Annotated in this window: 18 protein-coding genes; 3 read left to right on the top strand and 15 right to left on the bottom strand. The window is 67.0% G+C overall.

Annotated features, from left to right (window positions below):
* Positions 1-219: 219 nt before the first annotated feature.
* From WHH00_RS07945 to WHH00_RS07935, 3 genes are read right to left on the bottom strand one after another with little or no spacing between them, the layout of a single operon-like run.
* Entirely contained in the window at positions 220-1,605 is a 1,386-nt protein-coding gene (locus WHH00_RS07945; protein WP_188808734.1) for a class I SAM-dependent methyltransferase, read from the bottom strand.
* The gene (locus tag WHH00_RS07940; protein ID WP_406637885.1) at positions 1,602-2,333 is read right to left on the bottom strand and encodes a DUF1365 domain-containing protein; all 732 of its coding nucleotides are present in this window, start codon (positions 2,331-2,333) and stop codon (positions 1,602-1,604) included. The genes WHH00_RS07945 and WHH00_RS07940 overlap by 4 nt, the downstream gene beginning before the upstream one ends.
* Entirely contained in the window at positions 2,330-3,730 is a 1,401-nt protein-coding gene (locus WHH00_RS07935) for an NAD(P)/FAD-dependent oxidoreductase (protein WP_406637883.1), read from the bottom strand. The genes WHH00_RS07940 and WHH00_RS07935 overlap by 4 nt, the downstream gene beginning before the upstream one ends.
* 120 nt (positions 3,731-3,850) lie before the next feature.
* On the opposite strand from WHH00_RS07935, the gene WHH00_RS07930 reads away from it, so the two are divergent.
* Positions 3,851-4,768, top strand: a complete 918-nt coding sequence (locus WHH00_RS07930; protein WP_231456798.1) for a LysR family transcriptional regulator — start codon at positions 3,851-3,853, stop codon at positions 4,766-4,768.
* 45 nt (positions 4,769-4,813) lie between these two features.
* Complete coding sequence (locus WHH00_RS07925) at positions 4,814-5,320, top strand: DUF2004 domain-containing protein (RefSeq protein WP_406637881.1); 507 nt, start codon at positions 4,814-4,816, stop codon at positions 5,318-5,320.
* 131 nt (positions 5,321-5,451) lie between these two features.
* Here WHH00_RS07925 and metE read toward each other — a convergent pair whose 3' ends face one another.
* From metE to WHH00_RS07885, 8 genes are all read right to left on the bottom strand, one after another.
* A complete protein-coding gene (gene metE, locus WHH00_RS07920; RefSeq protein WP_406637879.1) occupies positions 5,452-7,797 on the bottom strand; it encodes a 5-methyltetrahydropteroyltriglutamate--homocysteine S-methyltransferase in 2,346 nt (781 codons plus the stop codon).
* 76 nt (positions 7,798-7,873) lie between these two features.
* Complete coding sequence (locus WHH00_RS07915; protein WP_231455922.1) at positions 7,874-8,836, bottom strand: methylenetetrahydrofolate reductase; 963 nt, start codon at positions 8,834-8,836, stop codon at positions 7,874-7,876.
* A 322-nt stretch (positions 8,837-9,158) separates the two neighbouring features.
* Positions 9,159-9,920, bottom strand: a complete 762-nt coding sequence (locus WHH00_RS07910) for a hypothetical protein (protein ID WP_406637877.1) — start codon at positions 9,918-9,920, stop codon at positions 9,159-9,161.
* Complete coding sequence (locus tag WHH00_RS07905; RefSeq protein WP_406637875.1) at positions 9,917-11,080, bottom strand: VWA domain-containing protein; 1,164 nt, start codon at positions 11,078-11,080, stop codon at positions 9,917-9,919. Before WHH00_RS07905 ends, WHH00_RS07910 begins: the two co-directional genes overlap by 4 nt.
* Positions 11,077-12,162 (bottom strand): VWA domain-containing protein, encoded by a 1,086-nt coding sequence (locus WHH00_RS07900; protein WP_350002484.1) that lies wholly within the window; start codon positions 12,160-12,162, stop codon positions 11,077-11,079. The genes WHH00_RS07905 and WHH00_RS07900 overlap by 4 nt, the downstream gene beginning before the upstream one ends.
* A complete protein-coding gene (locus WHH00_RS07895; protein ID WP_406637873.1) occupies positions 12,153-12,623 on the bottom strand; it encodes a hypothetical protein in 471 nt (156 codons plus the stop codon). Before WHH00_RS07895 ends, WHH00_RS07900 begins: the two co-directional genes overlap by 10 nt.
* On the bottom strand, positions 12,613-13,512 hold the full coding sequence (locus WHH00_RS07890; RefSeq protein ID WP_406637871.1) for a DUF58 domain-containing protein: 900 nt from the start codon (positions 13,510-13,512) through the stop codon (positions 12,613-12,615). Before WHH00_RS07890 ends, WHH00_RS07895 begins: the two co-directional genes overlap by 11 nt.
* Positions 13,513-13,519: 7 nt before the next feature.
* Complete coding sequence (locus tag WHH00_RS07885) at positions 13,520-14,527, bottom strand: AAA family ATPase (RefSeq protein ID WP_406637869.1); 1,008 nt, start codon at positions 14,525-14,527, stop codon at positions 13,520-13,522.
* Between the two features lie 139 nt (positions 14,528-14,666).
* On the opposite strand from WHH00_RS07885, the gene WHH00_RS07880 reads away from it, so the two are divergent.
* The gene (locus tag WHH00_RS07880; protein ID WP_066276588.1) at positions 14,667-14,870 is read left to right on the top strand and encodes a hypothetical protein; all 204 of its coding nucleotides are present in this window, start codon (positions 14,667-14,669) and stop codon (positions 14,868-14,870) included.
* 36 nt (positions 14,871-14,906) lie between these two features.
* On the opposite strand, the gene WHH00_RS07875 is transcribed toward WHH00_RS07880, so the two are convergent.
* The 4 genes from WHH00_RS07875 to WHH00_RS07860 all read right to left on the bottom strand — a co-directional run bounded on the left by WHH00_RS07875 (position 14,907) and on the right by WHH00_RS07860 (position 19,336).
* Positions 14,907-15,761 (bottom strand): carbohydrate ABC transporter permease, encoded by an 855-nt coding sequence (locus tag WHH00_RS07875; protein WP_406638532.1) that lies wholly within the window; start codon positions 15,759-15,761, stop codon positions 14,907-14,909.
* 17 nt (positions 15,762-15,778) lie between these two features.
* Positions 15,779-16,660 (bottom strand): carbohydrate ABC transporter permease, encoded by an 882-nt coding sequence (locus WHH00_RS07870; protein WP_406637866.1) that lies wholly within the window; start codon positions 16,658-16,660, stop codon positions 15,779-15,781.
* 3 nt (positions 16,661-16,663) lie between these two features.
* Positions 16,664-18,016: an extracellular solute-binding protein gene (locus tag WHH00_RS07865; RefSeq protein ID WP_406637864.1), complete on the bottom strand. Its 1,353-nt coding sequence runs from the start codon at positions 18,014-18,016 to the stop codon at positions 16,664-16,666.
* 117 nt (positions 18,017-18,133) lie between these two features.
* Positions 18,134-19,336: an ROK family transcriptional regulator gene (locus WHH00_RS07860; protein WP_231456000.1), complete on the bottom strand. Its 1,203-nt coding sequence runs from the start codon at positions 19,334-19,336 to the stop codon at positions 18,134-18,136.
* Positions 19,337-19,382: the final 46 nt, after the last annotated feature.

The following is a 19,382-nucleotide window of genomic DNA, read 5'->3' as shown; positions in this document are numbered from 1 at the left end:
ACCCCCAAAATGTCCGGAATCCCGCTGATTTTGTGGACGAAGTCCACACCCTGTGGAGTACTTAGCCACATTTTTCGCCCAGCGTGTCGGGGAAAAGACGGCGTGTCGGATGGTGCCGGCTCCCGCCGCACAGGGCACCAAAAAGGGGCCCCGACGTGACCTTCGGAACCCCTTATGGTGATCAAACGCACGGCAGCGGCAGCCGCCAGGGTGCAGCAGCTACAGCTGGGCCTCCCGGCGGTCCAGGACAACCTGCTGCACATCCAGGTAGCCGGACTGGAAACCTGCCCGCGAGTAGCACAGGTAGAACAGCCACATCCGCTGGAACACCGCGTCGAAGCCCAGCTCGCCCACCTCGCGGGAGCGCTCCAGGAACCGTTCCTCCCACAGCCGCAGCGTGGCGGCGTAGTGGTCCCCCATGCCCATCCGTTCGCGCACCCGCAGCGTGGTGTGCTGCTGGGTGATGCTCTCGATGGCGCGGACGGAGGGCAGGAAGCCGCCGGGGAAAATGTACTTGTGCACCCAGGTGTAGGCGTTCCGGGTGGCGAGCATCCGGCCGTGCGGCATGGTGATCGCCTGGATGGCAACCTTGCCGCCGGGCGCCAGCACCCGGTCGATGGTCTGGAAGTAGATGGGCCAGTACTCGTAGCCCACGGCCTCGATCATCTCCACGGAAACAACGGCGTCGTACTCCCCCTCAACAGCCCGGTAGTCCTGGAGGGCCACGGTTACCTTGTCCGCATAACCGGCAGCCGCGATGCGTTCCTGCGCGAGGGCCTGCTGTTCACTGGACAGGGTGACGCTGTAGACAGTGGCGCCGCGGGCCGCTGCCCGGAGGGCCAGCTCGCCCCATCCGGTGCCGATTTCCAGGAGCCGGGTGCCGGCTCCGACGCCGGCTTTGTCCAGCAGCCTGTCGATCTTCGCCTGCTGCGCTTCCGCCAGCGCCTCCCAGCCAACAGAAGCCAGGGGTCCCGCGGCGAGCGGAAACAGCGCCGACGAGTAGCTCATGGTGGAGTCGAGGAAGTTGGAGAAGAGCTCGTTGGACAGGTCGTAGTGCCGCGAGATGTTGCTCCGGGTGTTCTGCTCTGCGTTCCGCTCCTGCCGGGGCGTGCGTGGCAGGTACAGCGCGCGCAGCTTTTGCAGCGGCGTGGGAATGAGCGTGTCCACCGAGGCCGCGAAGACCTCCAGGACTCCCGCGAGGTCGCTGGCTTCCCAGTCCCCCGCCATGAAAGACTCGCCCAGCCCGATCAGCCCGTTGTCGCCGATCCGGGCTTCAAACGCGTCCGGCCGGACCATGGTCATCACCGGCGCCTCCGGTCCACCCGTGCCCAGCACGGTGCCATCGGGGTACTGCACGCGGAGGGGCAGCCGCTTCACGGCCCCCTTGAAGAGGAGGCCTGCAGCTTTTCCGGCCACCGCCGCTTTGGCTCCCGACGGCGGCTGCGCAACTTCCGGCCACAGATCCGGATCGATGGTGGCGGGCGACGCCGGCACCCCGGTTGCGGTCCATGTTGCGGCATACGGAGTGGCAGCATCCTCCAGCGTCTTGCGCTGCGCCTTGCCTCCGGTGGATGCAGTTGCCTGGTTGTCGTCCGTCATTGTCATTGAACTGCCTCCTGTGAGGGGTGGTGGGGTCGGGCGACGACCGGCAGGCGTCTTGCCCAGAGTGTAATGCCCTGCACCCGGATGAGTGCGGAAACCAGCAGTGGCGCGGCAGGCACGGCAACCGCCGCCGCCAGGATGTTCCGGACTGTGGCGGGCCGGCGGACTCCATCCATGGATGCCACGAATGGCCGGTGGCCCTCGCGCTCCAGCACGATGGACACCCCCAGCCGCTCTCCCGGCGCGGGCAGCTTCATGCGGTACTGCCCGTCCACCTCGTTGAACGGCGAAACGTAGAACGCCTTCGGCACCGAGGCGCGGCCCGCCGCGTCCGTATGCAGCAGGTAACAGTGGCGCTCCCCGTACGTGTTGTGGACTTCGGCCACCACGCACTCAAGTTCGCCGTTGGTCCGGTAGCACCAGAACAGCGTCAGCGGGTTGAAGACGTAGCCGAAGACCCTGGCGCTGGTCAGCATGTGGATCGCGCCGCCGTCGGGCTCTATGCCCTGGGTGCGCAGGAACCGCTCCACGTTGCTCCGGATGCTGGCGCCGGGATCCCCCAGGTGGTCGCCGGAGCGGAACACGGCCAGCGGGCGGAGCAGGAACGGAAGGCGTGGCAGCCGGTCCACGTCAACAAACCAGGAGTAGCTGCGGTAGGTGAAGGCGTTCTTAAGCGGCGTGCGGCGCACATGCGAGATGGCTGTGCGGTAGATCGCTGCCTCGATGGTCATGCGGGCTCAGCCGCGGAAAGCAGCTCCCGTTCCCCGCCGTCCCGCGAATCCACAGGATCAGCAGCCCCGGCCACCGGCCACGTGCGGCCCAGCGCCTCGGCGGCCCGCACGCCGGAGAGTGCACCGTCCTCATGGAAGCCCCAGCCCAGGTAGGCACCGGCGTAGGCGATCCTGCTGTCGCTCAGCCCGGTGATTGCCTGCTGGGCGCGCAGTGATTCGGGCGTGTACTGCGGGTGCTCGTACACCATCCGTTCCAGGACCCGGTCGTCGGCGATCAGCTCCGACTCCCCCAGGCTCACCAGGTATGGCCTGCCGTCCGCCGGGCTGAGCCGCTGCAGCCGGGTGAGGTCGTAACTGACAAGGACTTTGTCCGGCCGGGCTTCGCAGGAGGGAAGGCGGTAGTTCCAGGACGCCCTGGCGTTGTCCGCGGAGGGCAGGACGGCCGGGTCCTGGTGGAAAACAGTGTGGTTGACCGAGTACGGCATCCCGCCCAGCGCCTCCTTCTCCTCAGGAGTGGCGTCGGCAAGGAACCCCAGTGCCTGGGCGGGGTGGGTGGCAATGACGACGGCGGCGAAGTCTTCCGTCCCGCGTTCAGTGGTGACCTCCACGCCGTCGGGATGGCGCCGGATGGCGGTCACAGGCGTTTTCAGCCGGACGTCCGCCAGCGTGGCAGCAAGCTTCTCGACGTACCTGGCTGAACCGCCGCTGACGGTCCGCCACTGCGGGGATCCCTTCACGCCCAGCAGGCCGTGGTGGCCAAGGAAGGTGAAGAGGTAGCGGGCCGGGTAGGCCAGGGCCGTGGTGGGGTCGCAGGACCACACGGCGCTGACCACGGGGGTCATGAAGTGCGAAACGAAGTAGGGGCTGAACTTCTCGCGCTCCAGGAACTCGCCCAGGGTGGGCTCAGGAACGTCCAGGTCCGGGTTGACCGAGGAAACCGGTGCCGTCGCCAGGAGCGCCCGCGCCTTGCGGTAGAAGCGGGTTACCTCCAGCAGCATCAGCAGGTAGCGGCCGCGCAGCAGGCTTGAGGGCCGGGCGATGATGCCGCGTCCGCCCTTGCGGGCCCCTGCGTACTCCAGCCCGCAGCCGTCACACCGGATGGACATGCTCATCTCGGAATCCTGCGTCTCCACCCCGAGCTCCGCGAAGAGCCGCAGCAGCGTGGGATAGGTCCGCGTGTTGTGCACAATGAAGCCGGTATCAACGCCGATGGTGGAGCCGTCCGCCTGCGGCATGTCATGCGTGTGGGCGTGCCCTCCCAGCCGGGAATCCGCTTCGAACAGCGTCACGTCGTCCTGCCTGTTGAGGACGTAGGCCGCGGTCAGGCCGGCCACGCCGCTGCCGATGACGGCCACCCGCCGCCGCCCGCCTCCGGTTACTGCTGGGTCAGGTGACAATGCATGCTCCTCTGCTGGACATTTGCCAATGCTAGAGGGCAATTCGGCACCGTCGCGCCAGCGGATGGGTGCGGCGCCGGGCAACTTCTTCAGCGCCGGGCGGCGGAGTACTGTGGGCAGGTGGTAAACCCGGTACACCTGAAGACCCTCCTGGAGGTCACGCGGCTCGGCTCCTTTGCGGCGGCGGCCGCCACGTTGGGCTATACGGCCTCAGCCGTCTCCCAGCAGATGACCGCCCTGGAACGGGACACCGGCGTCGTCCTGTTCCAGCGCTCGGCACGCAGCGTGGTGCCCACGGAAGCCGCCGTCGTCATGACCCGGCACGCCGCCAAAGTGCTTACGGACATTGAAGCCCTCATGGCAGCCGCCTCCAGGACCCAGGACTCGGCCAACCAGGAACTGCGGCTGGGGATCTTCCCCAGCCTGGCCACGTACGTCCTGCCGCGGATCCTGAAGAACCCGGCATGGAAGAAGCTGGGCATCGACCTCCAGGTGTCCGTGGCTGAACCCGGGCAGACCATCCAGGGGCTGCGCACCGGCGGCGAACTGGACCTCGCCGTGGTGTTTCAGGTGGGGCAGACGGGCTTCGCGTGGCCCAACACCATCAACCGGCAATGGATCGGCGACGACGACTTCCGGGTGGTGCTGCCTGCCGGCTGGGGCTTCCGCAGCGACGCAAAAGTCGCCGCCGACCACCTTTCCGGAATGCCCTGGATCATGCACCATCCGGGAACCAGCGACGCCATGGTGATCGAGCGCCTCTTCGCCGGCTGCAACCTGCACCCGCGCGTGGTGGCCCACAGCGACGACTTCCACGCCAGCCTTGAGATGGCGGCGGCAGGCCTGGGGGCGGCCCTGGTTCCGGAACTGGCGCTGCGGAACAAGCCCGCCGGTGTTGTGGTGCTGGACGTTCCGGAGATCCGGCTGGCCAGGAACGTCTTTGCCCTCATCATCAACGACAGGAAAACGGCACGGGTCCAGCTCTTCGTGGACCTCCTGGCCGAGACTCTCGCCGGAATGCGCACGGCCGTGAATTAGGCCTGAATGCTGGAATGCGCCGCTGTTCGGGTCTATGTTGAAACTATGAGCAAGGTAGCGAGCCGGCACTTCGGAGAGATCGAACTCAACCACGGCAAAGATCACTTAGTGGCCGCGAAGCACGAACTTCGCGGGCATCCGCTGGAACTCGACCTCAACATCACGGCGCACGACCACTTCGATGAAGCCGCTATCCGGAAAGTGGACTACCGCCTGCGGTTCCTGCCCGAGCTCGTGGACGAGGTCCGCGACATAATCGCCGAGGAGCTGGAGCAGGAAGGCACCAGCCCCCAGGAGTACCTGCATTTCCACTGCAACGCCCTTAAGGACGAGCACCTGCAAAAGGTCTTCGGCGTCACCGACCGCAGCCAGCTCACCAACGAAGTCTTCCTCAAAGCCCTGAAACTGGGACACGTGGGCATCTATCCCGGCCAGCCCGAGCGCTACTTCGTCCTGGACTTCACCCTGGGCGAGCACTTCACCGATGAGGTGCTGGTGGCCTCGGCCGACGAGGACGGCGTGGTGGACGACGAGATCGTCTGGGAGTCCTGAATCGAGTGCTCCGTACTTGCCGTTTTGAGCGTCCATAACGGCAAGTACGGAGCAATGGATGGTTAGATGCCGACGGCGGCTGCCCACCTAAGGTGAACAGCCGCCGCTTCTGCTTAATGCCTACTTCGCTGCTACTGCTTGGCTGCCTGCAGCAGTCCGGCGCGGACCGCCTGGGTTGCCTTGACCAGGTTCCGCAGGGAATCCTCGGTCTCGGCGTAGCCGCGGGTCTTCAGGCCGCAGTCCGGGTTCACCCAGAGCTGGCGGGACGGAACGTGCTTGACGGCGGTGGCCAGCAGCTCGGTCACCTCAGCCTCGCCCGGCACGCGCGGTGAGTGGATGTCGTAGACGCCCGGGCCAACGCCGCGGCCGAAGCCGTGGGACTCGAGGTCGTGGACAACCTCCATGCGGGACCGTGCGGCCTCGATGGACGTGACGTCCGCATCCAGTCCGTCGATCGCGTCGATGATCACGCCGAACTCGGAGTAGCAGAGGTGGGTGTGGATCTGGGTGGCGTCGGCAGCACCGGCGGTGGCCAGGCGGAAGGAATCCACGGACCACTTCAGGTAGTCGGCGTGGTCTGCCTTGCGCAGCGGAAGGAGTTCGCGCAGTGCGGGTTCGTCCACCTGGATGACCTTGATGCCGGCAGCTTCGAGGTCTGCGATTTCGTCACGGAGCGCCAGGCCAACCTGGTTGGCGGTCTCGGCCAGGGGCTGGTCGTCGCGGACGAAGGACCAGGCCAGGATGGTGACCGGGCCGGTGAGCATGCCCTTCATCGGCTTGCTGGTCAGGGACTGTGCGTACTTGGCCCACTCAACCGTGATCGGAGCACTGCGGGTGACGTCGCCCCACAGGATGGACGGACGGGTGCAGCGTGAGCCGTAGGACTGGACCCAGCCGTGGACCGTGACGTCGAAGCCTTCGAGGTTCTCGGCGAAGTACTGGACCATGTCGTTGCGCTCCGGCTCGCCGTGCACCAGGACGTCGTAGCCGAGTTCCTCCTGGAGCTCAACGACGCGCCTGATCTCGTCCTTCATGAGCTTTTCGTACTGCCCGTCGGTGAGGTCGCCCTTGTTGTTGCGGGCGCGGGCCGACCGGATCTCGGAGGTCTGCGGGAAGGAGCCAATTGTGGTGGTGGGCAGCGGCGGCAGGTGCAGCGCCTCTTCCTGCGCGGCCTCGCGGACTTCGTAGGCTGAGCGCGTGAAGTCAGCAGCGGTCAGCGCTTCGGTACGGGCACGGACGTCGGGGCGGCGCACGCCTTCTGCCGTGGCGCGGGACGCGATCACTGCCGTTGCTTCATCGATGGCCGCCCGGGCAGAAGCGGGATCCGCCAGGTAGGACGCGAGGGTCTTCACCTCCACGGCCTTCTGGTCGGAGAACGCCAGCCAGCTGCGGAGCTGTTCGGAAAGCTGCGTCTCCTCGGCGACGTCATGCGGGACGTGCTGGGTGGAGGTGGAAGTGGAGACTGCAACCTTGCCGGCAGCTGCCTTCAGTGCATCCAGCTTGGCGGCGGACGCTGCGAGGTCGTTGCGCCAGATGTTGTGGCCGTCCACGACGCCGGCAACGAGGGTCTTGCTGCCCAGGCCGGCGAGTGCCGCGGCGGAGGGAACACTGCCCTTGAAGACATCGATGTGGAGGGCGTCGATGTTGGTGGCAGCGAGGGTGCCGAGCTGGCCGTCCAGTGAGCCGTACGGGGTTGAGACAAGGATTTGCGGGCGGTTGGCCGCGGAGGTGAGAACCTCGTAGGCGCGGGCCACGGCGGCCTCGATCTCGCCGGCCGGGGTGTCCTGGTCCACCACCAGGGCAGGCTCGTCGAGCTGGACCCAGCTGGCGCCCGCGGCGGCGAGCTTCTCCAGAAGCTGGACGTAGACGGGCAGGATGTCCTCGAGGCGGGACAGCGGCGCGAAGCCGGCGGGTGCGCCGTCCGAAGCCTTGGACAGGAGCAGGTACGTGACAGGACCCACGATGTAGGGGCGGGTCTCGATGCCGTTGGCCAGTGCGAAGGCGAACTCGTCAACCTTGGCGGTGGAGGCGGGGGTGAACTCGGTCTCCGGGCCGATCTCCGGGACCAGGTAGTGGTAGTTGGTGTCGAACCACTTGGTCATTTCCAGCGGCTGCTGGTCCTTCGTGCCACGGGCCAGGGTGAAGTAGCCGTCGAGGTCCAGCTGGCCTTCGGCGTTGATGAGCTTGCCGAACCGGGCGGGCACGGCGCCCAGGTGGGCGGTGGTATCCAGGACCTGGTCGTAGTAGGAGAAGGTGCCCGGCACTGCGGCCGGTTCGGTGAGCCCGAGTTCCTGCAGGCGGTTGGCGATGGTCAGCTGGATGTCCTTGGCGGCGGCGTCCAGGGCGGCGGCGTCGATCTTTCCCGCCCAGAAGGCTTCGACGGCCTTCTTGAGCTCGCGGCGGCGGCCGATGCGGGGGTAGCCCAGGAGGGACGCGGCGGGGAACGGAGTGCGGTTGGGCGTGTTGTTTTCAGACATGGCAAATCCTAAGAGTTGGGTACAGGTCCGCGGTGGCGCGGAGAAGGCAGTGCAGGAGGAGGCAGGGGTACGAGGTTCAGCTGGCGAGCTGGCGAGCAACTGCGTCCGGGCGGATGCCGGAATGGGTGCGCCGTGGAAGGGCCAGTTTGTCCAGCAGTTCCAGGGCGCTCTGGTGCTCATTGAACGTGTAGATGTGGATGCCGGGCGCACCGGCCTGCAGGGCTGCGTTGGCAAGGTCCACGGTGGCGTCGACACCAATGCGGAGCCGTTCAAGGTCGTTGTCCGCTGATGCCAGGCGCTCCAGCAGCTCAGGAGCGGGCTCCACGCCGGTGAGTTCGCCGAGGCGCCGGACGCGCCGGAGGCTGGTGAGGGGCATGACCCCCGGAATGATCGGGATGGTGACCCCGGCACGGCGCGCCCTGGTGAGGAGGTCCGCGTACTGCTCGGTGTGGAAGAAGACCTGCGTGATGGCGAAGTCGGCGCCGGAACGCTGCTTGGCAAGCAGCACCTCGACGTCGTGCGCCTCGCTGGGCGACTCCGGGTGGCGGGTGGGATACGCCGCCACGCCCACCGCGATCTTTCCTGCGCAGAGCAGTGCCGAGCGGCGCTGTTCAACGCGGCGGATCAGTTCGATCAGGTCCTGGGCGTACCGGAGCGAACCGGCAACCGGCGCCGCGCCGTCCTTGGGAAGGTCGCCGCGGAGCGCCAGGATCCCCCGTACACCTGTGTCCAGCAGCTCACCGATGATGCCCGCCAGTTCCTGGGGCGTGTTGCCCACGCAGGTCAGGTGGGCCAGCGGCCGGAGGGTGGTCTCCAGCAGGAGCCGGTTGATGAGTTCGACGGCGGTGTCCCGGTTTGAGCCGCTGGCACCGTAAGTGACGGAGACGTAGTCCGGAGCGGTGGTTTCCAGTTCCCGGATGGTGGTCCAGAGGGTTTCCGCGGCTGCCGGCGAACGGGGCGGGAACAGCTCGTAGGAGAGCGCCACCGGAGCGGTGTCGGAGAGATTCGGGTGTGTGTCAATAAGGCTTGGTGGAGACATTTGCATCCTTGGCTTTGGGCCATTGGGGGCTGCCGTCGAAAGCGACGGCATTCCGGCAATGAATTTGAGTTTGGGGAACACGGAAGAACTCCACAGGACGCAGCCGCGACTGTTACGCCTGAATTGAAGTTGTCCGTGAGCAAATGTCAGGCCCACATGGGGGCACCCACACCCTCCACAAGGAGGATCGCTGACACGTTACCTCGGTAACTTGTATAAGACTCTATGAGGGGCAGGGAACTGTTTCAAGTTGGCTTCCGAATTAAGACGCACTTTTACGTCCTGGTGGGGTGCCCCACGGAATTTTCTTCGTGCCGCTGCCCTACCACGGCCGGTCCGTGCCGGCAGAGCCACCGGTGTCTTCCAGGTATTGCTCCCTTTCACGTCCGCTGTTGCGTTCACGCTGGGCCTGCCGGGCGCTGTCTTCCAGTTGTTCGAGCTTGCTCTGCCGGGCGGAATCCTGGGTGTCTTCACCCTGGCTTTCCTCCTGCCCGGTTTCCGGGGCGGGCTCCCGGTCCTGTTCCTGGCGGGTGCCCGCGAGCTTGTCCTGCAGCCGTGCTTCCGCTCCGGCCAGCCTGTTCCCCGTTCCTGCCGGAAGCCCGTCGGAAAAACAGCCTTCCGGCGCTGCTGCCACCGCTGCGAGCGCTTCCCCGAACAGGGCGGCGGCCGCGCCTTGGTCTCCCGCACTCAGCTTTTCGTCGCCGAGCCGCTCAATGGCAAGGACCAGGTTCACCCTGATGGCGCAGGCCCCGGCCGATCCGGACTGGCGGGCCGGGACGAGGTGCAGTGCCTCCTCGAACCGGAGCCGCGCGGCGCCATAGTCCCCGGCAAGGACATCGGCGCCGCCGGCCGCGAAGGGCGCCTTGTGCGGTTCGATGAAGTTCGCGACGTGGAGGGCTTCCGCGGCAGAACGGACTGAGGCGGCGTCGTTAGCTTCGTAGGCGCTGGCCGCACGAGCTCCCAGCAGGCCAAGGCTCAGGAGCTTGGCCGCCATGCAAAGCACAAGGATCACCGGGATGGCAGACCACGCCAGGAGGCGGCGCCTTGCTGCCCTGCGGTCCACGCCGTCCTCGGCGGCCCTCACCGGATCACCGCCTTGTTGCCGCTGGATTTCTGGATGCCGGACCGTTTGGCAGCCGCCGAAACGGTGCGGGGAGGAACTGAGCGTGGAGGAGCCGTGTTTGAAGGAGGGCCTGCCGGGATCCTGCGGAGTTCGCGGAACTGGCGAAGGAGCAGGACCAGCTCCCCCAGGCCAAGGACGAAGGCCGCTGCTGCCGGAATCCAGTACAGCTCGGTCCGTGCAGCCAGGGAACCGCCCTGGCCGTCGCCTCCGGGGCCGCCGGCATCCAGCGTGGCTGGGCTTGCGTCCTGCATCATCGGGGCGGCTGGGTCCCCGGCGGACCGGTGCACGTACGGAACGCCCAGCTGCCCTGCGATCTGCTGGAGCCGGCCTTCATCAATCCTGGACAGTGCATATCCCGCGCCGTCACCGCCGCCGTTCCGGAGATAGGGCGCCTCCGCTCCTGTGGAACCGTCGTCGTAATCCTCCCCGGTGTTCTCCCGCATCCTGCCGCCGCCGGCAGTGCCGTAGCCCAGCACGGCTCCCCCGGCCACGAGTCCATCCTCCAGGTCCATGGACTCCGGCGCTTTCGCACTGGTCTGTTCGCCGTCGCCGAAGTAGTACACAAGCCGGGGCCGCCCGGGGTGGCTCTGCCTGGCAAGGGCAAGGCGTTCGGACAACACCTGGCGGACCGCCGTGATGCTGCTTCCCTTTGCATAGGAGGTCACCTGCGGCTCGAGGACGGACGTAATGGTTTCGAGCGCCAGCGTATCGGTGGTCAGCGGCATCCGGACATGGGCGGTTGTGTCGAAGGTGATAACCGAGAAACGTGCACCGGGCAGTTCCTGGGCAATGGCCGCAATGTCCTGCCGGACACCCGCCATCCTTGGTTCCGCGTTGCCGTAGTCCTCGGCCACCATGCTGGTGGTGGTGTCCACCACGAAGAACACGTTGAGGTCGGCTGAAGCTGCCGGCGCCATTCCCCCGGGGAGCCCGGGACGCAGCGCCGCCCCTGCAAGCAGCAGGACCAGCGTGGCATGCCGAAGCCCGGCGCGGCGGCTGGATCCCACGTGCCGCTGCCGGCCTTTCCCCCGCCCGCCGTACAGCTGCCACCCCAGGAAGGCCACGGCAGCGGCGATGAGGGGAAGAAGCAGCCACCAGGGCAGCACCGGTTGGAAGGTCATGGCCGCAACCGCCAGCCGGCGGCCGCGAGGACCAGCCCGGACAGGAGGGCAGCGGTCAGCGGCAGGCCCGGTTCATCGGACACAACTGCCCGGGGGACGCCGCGAAGCGCCGCTTTTTCCGTTTCCTCAACGCCACGCACCACGCCCGGCACGGCTTCGGGGTTATCCAGCGCGTAGTAGGCCCCGCCGGTGGACTCTGCCGCGGCCCGCAGCTGCGCTCCAGGCTGGTCCGGGCCTGCGCCATAATCGAGGTCCCCCGGATTGAGCGCGTAAACGCGAACGGCCCTGTCCCGTGCCAGGGCTGCCGCTTCACCAAGGGTCATGATGGGCTCGCCGGAGAGGAAGTTGTCCGTCGCCAGGACAACAGACCGCGAGCGCGGCACCTGCCCAGGATCCTGGGGAGAGGCAGGATCCTGGGGAGAGGCAGCGTCCTGGGTGGCGCCGGTATCCTGGGTGCCGCCGGGATCGCGGTCCCCTGCCTGGCCGGCGGTGCGCGGGAAACTGTTGAGGCAGGATGCCAGGCCGTCCCCGATCAGGGAGGAGCCGCGGCCGCTCCACGTTCCGTCCAGGAACCCGGAACTGCCGGGCTTGCCGTCGAACGCGTCCCGTGCCAGCTTCAACTGCTCCTGGGCGTAGTGGTAGTCGTCGGTCAGCGGAAAGACCTGGATGGCCGTGCTGTCAAAGATGGTCAGGCCGATCCGCTCGCCGTCGAACTCAGCGGCAAACTTGGAAAACACGTCCACCACCGCGGCGTCAGCGCTGCTCATGGACCCCGAGGTGTCCAGGCACAGCATGATGTCCCGGTTGTGCTGTTCGGGCCGCGTGGTTGCCACCCCAATGGGCCGGGCGGCGGCAACCGCCGTGGAGGCGAGCAGCGCGGCGCAGGCCAGCAGGGCGACGGTAAGCCGGCGGCGGTGCCGCCGCAGTGCCGCCTGGTATTCCGGAAGGAGGGTGAGCCGGTCCGCATGGGCCACCGGGCGCCGTCGTGCATTGGCGTTGCCGTTCGTCCGCCTGGCTGCCCACCAGGCTGCGCATACGGCCACCGCGGCGGGGGCAAGCAGCCACCACCACATCAGCTCCATGCCTGCACCGCCCTTCGGGCTGCTGCGGCCGACGAGGCAACGGAGGGAACGGGTTCGGGACCAAAGGCGGCCGGGTACAGCTCCCCGACGGCGGCCGCGGCCGCTGGAAGGGGATGGCTGGCCAGGTCCGCCTGCGTCATGCGGGGCGCATCCACTCCCGTGGCGTCCCGGACGAACTTCCTCAGCAGGAGGCTGATTTCCTGGTGGGAGTCGCGGGCACCCCGCTTACCGGCGGCTGCGTCCCGTTCCACGTCATCTATCCGCTGCAGGTACGCCGCTTTCAGTGCCGCCAGGTCCGTCAGCTGGGCAGGACGCTGGGCTCCCCGCGCCTCCCGCGGCCGGCGCGTGGCTGCAAGCACGAAGCCGTACCAGGCGGCCACCAAGACCAGCAGCGCCACGGCCGTCCACATCCATACCGGGCCATACTGCAGCGGGCCGTAAAATTCGGGGTCAGCCTGCACGGCGGTGCCTTTCCAGGAGGGCGAACAGTGCGGCCAGAACGTCCTGGCTGCCTGCCACCTCACCCTCCGTGATTCCGGCCTGGCGCAGCATAGCTCTCCGGCTGGCGTCGCGTTCGGCCACGGCTGTGGCATAGGCCGCGGCAATTCCCGGGTCCCGGGCCAGGTACGCAGGAAGCGGGTAGGAGCCGGAGACGCTGTAGGAGTCAGGCTCCTGGACCGGCCGCAGGAAGGGATCGTCCGGGACGAGCCCCGCATCCCGGACAGTGAGCCAGAGGATCTCGTGCTGGGCGCGCAGCCGGCGGAGCAGCTGGCCGGTGTCCGGGCTCGCCGCCACCTCGTCGGCCACGACAAACAGCAGGTTGCGGCCCTTGATGGTCCGCGCCACGTGCTCAAGCTGGTCCTCGATCCTGCTGGGCGCGGCGTCCAGTGTTGCCGCAGAAGCGACCTGCCGGAGGAGCCGTTCCAGGTGAGGCTCGCCGCCCTTGGCGGGCAACGCCGTCGTGCCCCCGGAATCGCCGGCCACCAGTCCCACCACGTCGCCGTGCCGGTGGGCAAGGTACCCCATGACGCCCAGTCCCATCACGGCAATGTCTTTTTTGGTTTCCCCGCTGCGGGACGCCGCGGCCATGTTGCGGCCGGTGTCGGTGACAAGGATGACTGTCTGTCGGCGGACGGCCACGTAACGCCTGATCAGCGGCGAACCGTGCCGTGCGGACGCCTTCCAGTCAATGTCGCGGACCTCATCGCCCGGGATGTAGGCGCGGAGGTCATCGAAGTCCAGGCTGCGGCCGCGGAATACCGAACCGTATTCGCCGTCAAGCATGCCGCGGGCTTTGCGGTGGGCGAAGATGGCCATGTCCGACTTCACCCGCCGGAGGAGGCTGGTCACGCGGGCCTCAGGGGGTCTGGACGGCAGCGACGACGGCGTCGATCACCGTTTCCACCCGCACTTGTTCCGCCACTGCGTCGAAGTTCAGGATCAGGCGGTGGCGCAGTACCCGGTGGGCCAGCGTTTTGACGTCCTCGGGAATGACGTGGTCCCTGCCGTTCAGCAGTGCGACCGCGCGGGCAGCCTGGCTGAAGGCAATACTGGCCCGGGGGCTGGCGCCGAACTCAATGAAGCCCGCCAGCCGGGAATCGATGTACTGGTGGGCGTTCCTGGTGACGAAGACCAGGCCCACAATGTAGTTGATCACCGCGGGATCGATGTACACACGCCGGACCAGTTCCTGGGCGGCGGTGACGGCCTCAAGCGAGGCGGCCGCGGCCGGAACCTGATCCGGTGCGTACACCCCGGCGTCGATGCGCCGGATGATCTCGGCCTCCTCCGCCGGGGAGGGATAGTCCAACACGTCCTTGAGCATGAACCGGTCCATCTGCGCTTCCGGCAGCTGGTACGTGCCCTCCTGTTCAATGGGGTTCTGGGTGGCCAGGACCAGGAAGGGCGAGGGCAGCCGGTACTCCTGGCCGCCGATGGAGGTCTGGCGTTCCTGCATCGCCTCAAGCATGGCGCTCTGCGTTTTGGCGCTGGAACGGTTGATCTCGTCCAGGAGCACAATGTTGGCGTGGACCGGGCCCAACTGTGTGGTGAACGTGCCTTTGGCGGCATCGTAGACCTGGGTTCCCACAATGTCGCTGGGCAGCAGGTCCGGGGTGCACTGGATCCGCCGGAAATCGGCGCTCACGGCCTCGGCAACGGCCTGGGCAGCCGTGGTTTTCGCCAGGCCCGGGACGCTTTCCAGAAGGATGTGCCCGCCGGTCAGCAGTCCCACCAGCAGCGATTCCCGCAGCCGGGACTGCCCCACCACCTTCGTGTCAAAGCTGGCGGCAATGTTCGCCGCCACCTGCTGTGCCCGGGCCAGTTCCGACGGTTCGATTCTCGCGGACGCACTGGTCGAAAGCACTGGATTTCCCCCTGGTGGCTGAACTGGGCGTGGCTGCCGGCCGGCTGCACTCCGCCCGCCATCCTATCCAAGACCGGCCCGGCATTCCGGACAATGGGGACCCCTCCCCATCAGCCATTGCCGGGTCTATCCTTTTGCCATGAGCGAGCTTCCAGCCAGTTACAAGGAGTTTCTCGCCGACAAGAGCGAGATGTTCATCAGCACCGTCAAGCCCGTCCTGCAGCAGTCTGCGGCGGACAGGCTTCACGGCGTTCGGGTGGTTTACAACCCGGGCTCCACCGGCCACCAGGCCCACCTCGACGATTCCATTCCGTTCGGAGTGGTGGTGGAGGACATCGACTGAAACCGTTCCTGCAGCCTTTCCGGCAGCGGTGCCGGCTCAGCCCCGCACCGCTCCGGACAGGGCAAAGGAACCGCCGCCGCCCCTGGCCACGATGACGTAGAGAACCAGCACCGGCAGCGAATACAGAATGGAGAACGCGGCCAGCTGGCCGTAGGCCACTGCACCATGCTGTCCAAAGAAACTGAAGATGGACACCGCCGCGGGTTGCCGTGCCTCCGAGAGGAGCAGCACGAACGGGACAAAGAAGTTTCCCCAGGCCTGGATGAACACAAAGATGAACACCACGCCGAGTCCCTGCTTCATCAGCGGCAGCACGATGGTCCGCAGTGCCGTCATCCGCGACGCGCCGTCCACCCAGGCTGCTTCCTCCAGCGACACCGGCACGCCCTCCATGAAGTTCCGGGTCATCCAGATGGCCATGGGCAAGGTGGTGGTGGCCATAAAGAAAATGGTGGCTGCCATCGAATCGAGCAGTTCAAGCTGGACGAAGAGCCCGTACACGGGGACCATGATGGCCGTGATGGGCAGGCAGGTCCCAAAAAGGACGGCGTACATGAACGGCCGGTTGAACCTGGACCGGTAGCGGGACAGCGGGTACGCCGCCAGGACAGCTGCCACGACGGTGACCGTGGCCGTTCCCCCGGAAAGCAGCACACTGTTCCACAGCGGCCGGAGCAGCAGCTCCGGCGTCAGCACGGTAGCGAAATTATCCAGGCCGGCCCGGTCCGGAAGCTTCAGCTCATGTCCGGCTTCGGCGTCCAGGGAAGCCAGGATGAGCCAGAGCAGGGGCAGCAGGAAGCAGCCGCCAATCAGCAGCAGCACCAGGTCGGCCGGAGTACTGCGGGCGAGGCGCCGCCTGGCAGCCGCAGGCCGGACCGGAAGGGTGCGCAGGGAATTCACGGGGGCGGTCACGGCCTGGGCTCCCGGAGCAGCCGCACGTACGCCAGGCCAAACACGGCGCCAATCAGGATCAGCACCGATGCCACGGCTGTCCCGTACCCGATGTCCCCGAACTTGAAAGCCTCCAGGTACGCAAGGACCGGCAGCGTGGTGCTGGCGTTCGCCGGCCCGCCCGCGGTCATCACCCACACGAGCGTGAAAACGGCGAGGGTCTGCAGGGTGATCAGCATCAGGTTGGTGGTGATGCTCCCCCGGATCATCGGCAGCGTAATGAACACAAACCGCTGCCAGCCGTGGGCGCCATCCATCTGTGCCGCCTCGGTCACCTCGGCCGGAACCTCATTCAATGCCGCCCGGTACACCAGCATGGAAAAGGCCGTCCCCCGCCACACGTTGGCGAGCATCACGGCCACCATGGGAAAGGCGTACAGCCAGTCCTGCCGGACAAGTCCCAGGCTCCCCAGCAGCTGGTTCAGGGTCCCGTCCCCGCTGAAGTAGGCGTAGGCAGCGAAGGCGGCCACGATCTCCGGCAGCACCCAGGCGGCCACCACGGCGGTGCCCACGACGGCGGACACCAGCGGCCGTGCCCTGCGCATCAGCACGGCCAGGGCCAGGCCCAGCAGGTTCTGGCCCAGCACCGCCGAACCCACAACGAACACCACCGTGAGGAGGACGGACAGCGGAAACACCGGGTCCGCCAGCAGCCGCTGGTAGTTCTCCAGCCCCACCCACGAAGGATTCCGGGCACTGCGGCCGGTGAGGCCCGCGTCCGTGAGCGATGCATGGAAGGCCCAGAGCACAGGGCCGGCAAGGAAGACGAGCAGGAGCAGGACAGCGGGAAGGACCGGAAGGTAACGGAGCAGTTGCCGTGCCGCCGCGGGAGAGCCCACCCGCTACTTCCGGACGGTCTTGTCGGTACCCACGATGTCCGCCACTGCGGCATCGTAGTCCGCCGCTGCCTCCTGGGGTGACCTGGTCCCGGTGATGACGGCCTCGGTGGCTTCCTGGACCGCGGCCGAAATGCGGGGGTATTCGGCAGTTGCCGGGCGGTACCGGGTGACCGACACGAGCGCGGAAACATCCCTGACGAACGGGTTGGCGTCCAGGTAGCCGGGGTCCGCGGCCACGTCTTTCCGGACGGCAATCTGGGAGCTTTCCACGGTGAAGGCGAGGGAGTTCTTTTCGTTGAGCGCCGTGGTCAGGAAGCTGAACGCCAGGTCCGGCTCCTTGGTCTGCGCCCCAAGTGCCAGCGTCCATCCTCCGGACATGCTCACAGCTCCCGGAGCCTGGCCGTCCTGGGTGGGGAAGGGGGCAACACCGATGTCCTGTTCGTAGCCCGGCCACTCATAGCTTCCGCCGTCCTGCCAGAAGGACGGAGCGTAGGAGCCTTCCACGGTGGCGCCCATCTTTCCGTTGGGCAGCCATTCGCCGAACACTTTCTTCCACACGTTGGCGTCGAGGGCCTCGGCAGGAGAAACGGCCAGCTGTTCGCCATAAAGGGTTTTGAGGAAGTCCAGCGAGTCCTGAAAGCCGGCCGAGCCCACCACCCATTTCCCCGCCTCTTCGTCATAGAGCGAGGATCCCGTGCCGTACAGCAGCTCGTAGAAGCTTTGCATGACCGTCCCTTCGCCGGTTCCCTTGCCGGCGTACATGTTGAACGGGATGACCGTGGGGTCGCTGGCCTTGATTTTCCTAGCCGTGTCCAGGATGTCCTGCCAGCTGCGCGGCTCCCAGGGAAGGGCGACCCCGGCAGCTTCCAGGACCTTCCGGTTGTACCAGATGGCGCGGGTGTCGGTGCCCAGGGGCACGGCGTACGTCCCGCCGTCGTCCGCCCGCCCTGCGGCCTTGGCGCCGTCGTCGAACGTGTCCCATTCCTCCCAGCCCTCAAGGTGGCTGTCCAGCTTCAGGAGGTAGCCGGCGTCCACATCGGAGCGGACTTTGAAGGTGTCCTCGTAGAACACGTCCGGCGCGGTGGACGGCGAGCGCAGGGCAAGGGCCAGTTTGGTGCCGTAGTCGTCATCGTTGGCCTGGATGGGCTGCAGCTCAACGGTCACCCCCTGGTTCGCCGCCTCAAACTCCTGTTTGGCGGCCTGGAGCATGGTGTCCAGGGCGGTGAAGGAGTCCGTCTTCTGGTAGGCCACTTTCAGAGTTTTGGACGAACCGCCCGGATCGCCGGGGCTGCAGGCCGCCAGGGCTACCGTTGCCGCGGCAATCAGGGACATGGTCTTCAGGGCCCGGCGACGCATGGCGCTCCATTCGGTCGATGGCGGCGGCCCTGGTGTTGGCGGGCCCCAAACCGCACAGTATGCACATGCTAGATGGACGTCCTGCGGCAGGCAAGGTGCTGCGCGCTGCCGGTCCGGTCAGCTTTCGAGGAGCAGCCGCTGGGCCCGCGGCGCCAGCGTGTGTTCCAGGACCAGGGACGCTGCCCCGATCGCGCCGACGTCCTCCCCCACGCCCGTGCCCACAACCTCGATGGGATGGATGAGGCGGGTGTCGCTGTGGGCATCCAGCAGCGCCGGGACCTTCTCAAGGTACCGGTCCGCCAGGCGGCTCCAGAACGGCCCGCCGAACACCACCCGTTCAACGTCCAGCGTGTTGGTCACCACGGCCACGGCACGGGCCACCCGCACCGCCGACCTGTCGATGATGGCAAGGGCCTGTTCGTTACCCTGGTCCGCGAGGTCGCACAGCCGGGAGAAGCTCTGCTGGATTTCCGCCCCGCTGTTCCCTGAACGGGAGCCGTCCAGGATGCCGGCATCTTCCGCTTCCGCCACCAGCACCTGCGGGATACACGTGGATTTCACGCAGCCGCGCAGGCCGCAGTCGCAGGGTGCGCCGTCCGGGTCCACCACGATATGGCCGATCTCACCGGCATTTCCGGAGGTTCCCCGGACCACCTCATCATTGAGGACAATGCCGCAGCCTATGCCGGTGCCCATGTACATAAAGATGAAGCTGCCGGAACCGCTGGGGCCACCGGCCCAGGTTTCCGCCACGGCAGCGCTGGTGACGTCCTTGTCCACCAGGACCGAGTATCCGGTGGCCTCGGAAAGGGCGCTGCGCAATTCCACCCTGTCCCAGCCGGGAAGCAGCGGAGGATCCACCACCGTGCCGTTGTCCAGGTCGATGGGACCGGGCGCGGCGACTCCCAGGCCGGCAATCCTCTCCCGGTCCACGCCGGAAGCCTCCACCAACTGGTCGATCTCGTCCGCGATGGTGGTGATGACCGCAGAGGGGTCGTTGCCGCCGGGGGTCTTGATCCGCGAATGCCGCACCACCGAGCCCACGAGGTCCAGGACCACGAACGTGGTCACCGCAGGATCGAGATGGACTCCGAGGGCGAACACGCCGCCGGGGTTGAGCCGGAGGATGGTGCGCGGCTTACCCGGGCCGCTGCCTTCCTTGCCCGCCTCCACGATCAGGTTCTGGTCCAGGAGGCGCCGTGAAATGTTGGAGATGGTCTGCGGTGAGAGGCCCACAATCTGGGCAAGTTCCACCCGGCTCAGGCCGCCGGAGGACCTGCGGATCGCATCCAGGATCACCGTGAGGTTGAAGTCCCCCATCTTGGGCAGGTTGGTTCCGCGCCTCGGTGAGGATTGGCGGATCTCA

Origin of the sequence: Pseudarthrobacter quantipunctorum, from assembly GCF_045291495.1 — a bacterium.
Lineage (GTDB): Bacteria > Actinomycetota > Actinomycetes > Actinomycetales > Micrococcaceae > Arthrobacter > Arthrobacter quantipunctorum.
Note: the sequence above shows the minus strand (reverse complement) of the source record. Positions and strands in the feature narration are given on the sequence as shown.